Raw genomic sequence first — 5,146 nt, 5'->3', positions numbered from 1 at the left:
CCTCCAGGCGCCGCACCCGCTCGGTGACGGCGGCTTTCTCGTTGTGTGGCCGACACGAAAAAACCCCCGCGGTGAGCGGGGGCTGCCTCGGATCTCAGCTGGTTTCCAGGTCCTCGTCGCCAGGGAGGACGCCCGTCACCAGGAAGATCACGCGACGGCCGATCTCCACGGCGTGGTCGGCGAAGCGCTCGTAGTAGCGGCCCAGCAGGGTGACGTCCACCGCGGCGGCTACGCCGTACTTCCAATCGCGGTCCATCAGGAGGGTGAACAGGTGGCGGTGGAGATCATCCATCGCTTCGTCGTCCTGGTTGAGCTGGGCGGCGCGCTCGGGGTCGCGGGACTCGAGTACCTCTTTGGCGCCCGCGCCCATGTTGACCGCGATGCGGCCCATCTCGGCGAAGTAGCCGTTGACCGACTCGGGCAGGGCGTGGGCGGGGTGGCGGCGACGGGTCACCTTGGCGACGTGCAGCGCGAGCGCGCCCATCCGGTTGACGTCGCCCACGATCTGGATCGCGCTGACGACCTGGCGCAGGTCGCCCGCGACGGGGGCCTGCAGTGCGAGCAGCGCGAAGGCCTTCTCCTCGGCCTCGGTGATCATCACCGAGATCCGATCCTGCTCACCGATGACCTGCTCGGCCAGACCCAGGTCGGCCTGCAGCAGTGATTGGGTGGCCTGTTCCATGGCCTGGCCAGCGAGACCGGCCATCTCGCCGAGGAGGTTGGCGAGGTCGGCCATTTGCTCGTTGTAGATGACACGCATGATTGCAGACCCTAGTGGGTACCCGGATCCCTGTCACCCAACGCCGGGTTAATGCCACATGGCAGTGTCGTGGCAGGTCAGCGGCTGTGCCCTACTTGCACGTGTCGTCGGCGGCGTTCATGTGCTCGAGGTCGGAGGGCAGCGCGACCGGGGCCGCGCTGTGCGGCTGCCCCATCGGCACCGTCGGCAGTTCCGTGCCGACCGGTGTCGCCGTGCGGACCGTGCCCGCGAAATCGGTGCCGACCACTACTTCGATGATGCTGCCCAGCTCGTTGGCCTGCTCCAGGACCGCGCCGGGGATCGCGCTCGCCACGGTGGCGGCCTCGGCTTCCAGCCCCGCGGCGTAGCGGATCGTCGAGGTCGACGCGGTACCGCCGGAGTAGTTGCCGGTGTTGTAGATCCCGAAGCCCTGGTAGCTGAGCTTGGAGGCGACCGTCTTGGCCGCGCCCACCGTGCCCGAACCGTTGGACACCAGCAGCGACATCGTGCTCGGGGCCACCGCGTACTGCTTGGGCGCGGCCGGGGCCGGTGACGGCGCCGAACTCTGCACCTCAGGTGCCTTGGTCTCACCCGGCAGCGGCTGGTCGTCGATGACGGCGCGGAAGATGGCCTTGATGTCGGATTCGCGCGGAATCTCGTTGCCGTAGGAGGTGGTGCCCGCCGTGGGGATGGTCAGGAACGTCACCGCGCCCGCGTCCATCTTCTGCAGGGAACGGCCGAGCAGCAGGAGGTCCTGCGGTGTCACCTTGTCGACGAAGGTGTGGGCGGTGAAGGCCTGGATGAACCCGTTGAGCTTGCCCGGATCGAAGAGCACCTTGCTCGATAACGCCCCACGTAACAGCGACGCGAGGAAGCGTTGCTGGCGGTTGATCCGGTCGTAGTCGCTGCGTTCCTCACCGACCACGTGCCTGGCGCGCACATAGTTGAGCGCGGTCTCGCCGTTGACCCGCTGCTTGCCCGAGGTCTCGAGCACCGGACCGAGGACGCCGTCGATGATCGGCTTGGTCGAGCACACTTCGACGCCACCGATCTGGTCGACCATGGCCTCGAAACCGGCGAAGTCGATGCCGATGAAGTGGCCGATGGTCAGGCCTGACATCTTGCGAATCACGTCGACCAGGCACTTGGGCCCGCCGCGGGCGTAGACGGCGTTGAGCTTGTCGCTCATGGCCGACGGGAGTTTCTGGTCGGTATAGGTGGCCGTGTCGTTGTCCCATTCCGAGCACACCGGACGGGAGACGTCCAGGTCGCGGGGGAACGACACGACCACCACGCGCGAGCGGTTCTTCGGGATGTGCACCAGCATCGCCGTGTCGGCGCGGGCGCCCTCGGTGTCGGCGGCGGAGCCCGCGCCCATGTCGGCGTTGACGCCCGCTCTGGTGTCGGTGCCGACGATGAGGTAGTTCTCGTCGCCGAGCTGCATATCACCGTCGAGCACGTCGCCGGTGGCGCCGCCGCCGAGTGCGTCGACCTGGGTGAAGCTGCTGTTGGTGGCTTGGAGGTAGCTCCAGCCGCCGCCGGTGATCACCAGCGTGAGCACCGCGACGAAGGTGAGCGTGACGCGCCCTGCCATCCGTGCCTGCTTGTTCCGGCGCTCTCCTGTGCCCGCACGGCCGTCCGGACGACGTGGCGGTGCCGCGGACGCGGTTTTGACCGGCCGGGCGCGCTCGGGCTCGGCGGCGGGGTTCACCGTGGGCAGGATGTCGGTGGGCGGATCGACCGGACCGCCCACCCGCCGTGCCGGGACGGCGGTGCGGACCGGCTCCTTCGACTGGGCGGGCAGCGCGGTGGTCGCGGTGCGGTCGGCGGGGGACTCGGCGCGATGGGGTGGGGTGCCCGCGATGTCGTCGACGACGGGGGAGCCGTCGGTGCGGGGGGCGATGTCGGGACGTGGGGTGGGGCGCGGTGCCTGTTCGCGGGCGCGGCGGCCCGCGCGCGAGGCGGGCTCGGCGCTCTCCGCGGGCGGAACGCGTCTGCCGCGCCTGGTGCGTTCGCTGTCGACCCGGTTCACCAGGTCGGCCACCGTCAGCGGTGCGGAACCGGCGTCCTGCGTCGCGTCGGCGTGACGCGAACGTCGCGAGCCGTTTTCCGGTTGCTCGGTGGGTTCGGCCGTCGGGTATCGCTCCCAGGGGGCGCGATTTCCGGGCCGGGGCGTACGCCCGCGCCGATCGTCACCCACCAACGAACCTCACTTCTCTATCTGGCGCAGCCTGCGCGTCACCGCCCGGCTCCGATTCGAACCAGAGTCGAACGATCCCGCAATGATAACGATTCCGCCACGAGTGGCCACTCCAGTGCACACGGGAATCGCTGACGATGTGATGACGAAGCTCGAATCGCCGACGAAAAGCCCTGCTCGAGACGGTGTGATCGGAGGAAACCGCAGCGGCTTACGAATTGATGTCGACCCGTTATCGGTGGCTGGTCAGCCGCCGCTGTGCATCACATCGGCCGCGGCCGGGACGGTGTCGTCCTCCGGATCGTCGAGCCAACCCTCTGGAAGCACCACCTTGGTCTGCGGCGAACCCTGCCGTCCGCGCGGTCCGAGCGCGTCGGTGGGGAACGGCACGGCCGGGTCGAGCTGCCCGACCAGGTCCTCGATCTGCGACAGCTTCGACACGGTGGCGAAGCTGCGCCGCAGCTGCGAGCCGACCGGGAAACCCATCAGGTACCAGGCCATGTGCTTGCGGATATCGCGCATGGCTTTGTCCTCACCGTCGTGTTCGGTGAGCAGGGTGGCGTGGCGCACCAGGATCTCTCCGACGCGGCCGAGCGTCGGCCCCTCCGGGATCGGTTCGCCGCGCAGGGCCGCGCTGAGTTCGGCGAACAGCCACGGCCGGCCGAGGCAGCCGCGGCCGACTACCACGCCGTCGCAGCCGGTCTCGTTCATCATCCGCAGGGCGTCGTCGGCGGTGAAGATGTCGCCGTTGCCGAGGACCGGGATGGAGGTGACGGCTTCCTTGAGCCGGGCGATGGCCGACCAGTCGGCCGCGCCCGAGTAGAGCTGGGCCGCGGTGCGCGCGTGCAGCGCCACGGCGGCGGCGCCCTCGGCCTCGGCGATGCGGCCGGTGTCGAGATAGGTGTGGTGGTCGTCGTCGATGCCGATGCGGAACTTGAAGGTCACCGGAACACCGGCCGGTTCGGCCGCGGCCACCATCTCACGGACGATATTGGCGAAGAGCCTGCGCTTGTACGGCAGCGCCGACCCGCCGCCGAGCTTGGTCACCTTGCGGACGGGGCAGCCCAGATTGAGGTCGATGTGGTCGGCCCAGCCCTCGCCGACGATGATCCGCACGGCCTCGCCGAGCGTCTTGGGATCCACCCCGTAGAGCTGCATCGAGCGCGGATGTTCGTCGGCGTCGAAAGACATCATGTGCAGCGTCTTCTCGTTGCGCTCGACCACTGCGCGGGCGGTGATCATCTCGCACACGTAGATCGAGGTCGCGCTACCGAACTCCCGGCACAGCCTGCGGAAGGCACGGTTGGTGATGCCCGCCATCGGCGCGAGCACAACCGGCGGATCGACCGGGTAGGGCCCGATCCGCAGCGCGGTGGGCGCCTGGGGCAGCGTGGTAGTCACGCACACGATTGTCTCATCCGCCCCGATGTGATCGATCTCGCGTCCTGATGCTTATCCGCGGGTCATCGCCGCCACTGCGACCGAGATGACACCGTTTACCTGCTACGCCGTGTCCGGAACAGGTCCGCGACGTCAGTAGCCTTACTCTGCTGGCATCGTCGCCTCCGGCGGTGCGCTGTCCCCACGTAATCGGAGAAGACCCCCATGGAAGACGCCACCGACCTGACGAAAACCCCTGCCACGCCCGACAAGGGCACGGTCGCCGTGCGCGTCTCGTCGCTGGTGGGCGGTGCCGTGATCGCCGTCCTCGCGATTCTCGCGCTGGTGCTCGGCGTGCTGCTCGGCTCGGCCCGTTCCGAGATCTCCGACATGAAGGACCAGGCCGCCGACGACGCGAAGGCCGAACAGATCGCCCTCGACTACTCCGTCGGCTCGGCGACCCTGAACTACCAGGACGTCAACGCCTGGGTCGCCAAGCTGAAGGCCGGAACCTCACCCGAGCTGTCGAAGAAGTTCGACGCCACCGGCGCGAAGCTCGAGCAGATCATCATCCCGCTGAAGTGGACCTCCACCGCCACGCCGATCACCGCCAAGGTGCTCTCGCACGAGGGCGAGGTCTACAAGGTCGCGGCGTTCGTGGACGTGAGCACCACCAACGCGCAGAACCCCGACGGCCTGCGCAACACGGTCACCTACAACATCACCGTCGACGCGGGCAAGGACTGGAAGATCACCGACGTCGGCAGCGCCGACGGCGCCCTCCCGATGAAGTAGTCCCCACACAAAAGCGCCGCCCACCTTCGATC

4 protein-coding genes are annotated in these 5,146 nt (G+C 68.5%); 1 reads left to right on the top strand and 3 read right to left on the bottom strand.

Translation table 11 applies throughout. The annotated features are described in order from the left end of the window. Nucleotides 1-94 precede the first annotated feature (94 nt). The 3 genes from phoU to dusB form a co-directional block, all read right to left on the bottom strand. Nucleotides 95-760, bottom strand: coding sequence for a phosphate signaling complex protein PhoU (gene phoU, locus ACFWF3_RS23540; RefSeq protein WP_378658005.1), 666 nt, complete (start codon nt 758-760; stop codon nt 95-97). Between the two features lie 91 nt (nt 761-851). Then, nucleotides 852-2,939 (bottom strand): LCP family protein, encoded by a 2,088-nt coding sequence (locus ACFWF3_RS23535; RefSeq protein ID WP_379315295.1) that lies wholly within the window; start codon nt 2,937-2,939, stop codon nt 852-854. Between the two features lie 246 nt (nt 2,940-3,185). Continuing rightward, on the bottom strand, nt 3,186-4,340 hold the full coding sequence (gene dusB / locus ACFWF3_RS23530; protein WP_379315294.1) for a tRNA dihydrouridine synthase DusB: 1,155 nt from the start codon (nt 4,338-4,340) through the stop codon (nt 3,186-3,188). Between the two features lie 204 nt (nt 4,341-4,544). Between dusB and ACFWF3_RS23525 the strand changes: the two genes are divergently transcribed. Continuing rightward, nucleotides 4,545-5,114: a hypothetical protein gene (locus tag ACFWF3_RS23525; protein WP_379315293.1), complete on the top strand. Its 570-nt coding sequence runs from the start codon at nt 4,545-4,547 to the stop codon at nt 5,112-5,114. Nucleotides 5,115-5,146 lie beyond the last annotated feature (32 nt).

The sequence above is a fragment of the Nocardia sp. NPDC060220 genome, from assembly GCF_042727815.1.
Taxonomy (GTDB): domain Bacteria; phylum Actinomycetota; class Actinomycetes; order Mycobacteriales; family Mycobacteriaceae; genus Nocardia.
Note: the sequence above shows the minus strand (reverse complement) of the source record. Positions and strands in the feature narration are given on the sequence as shown.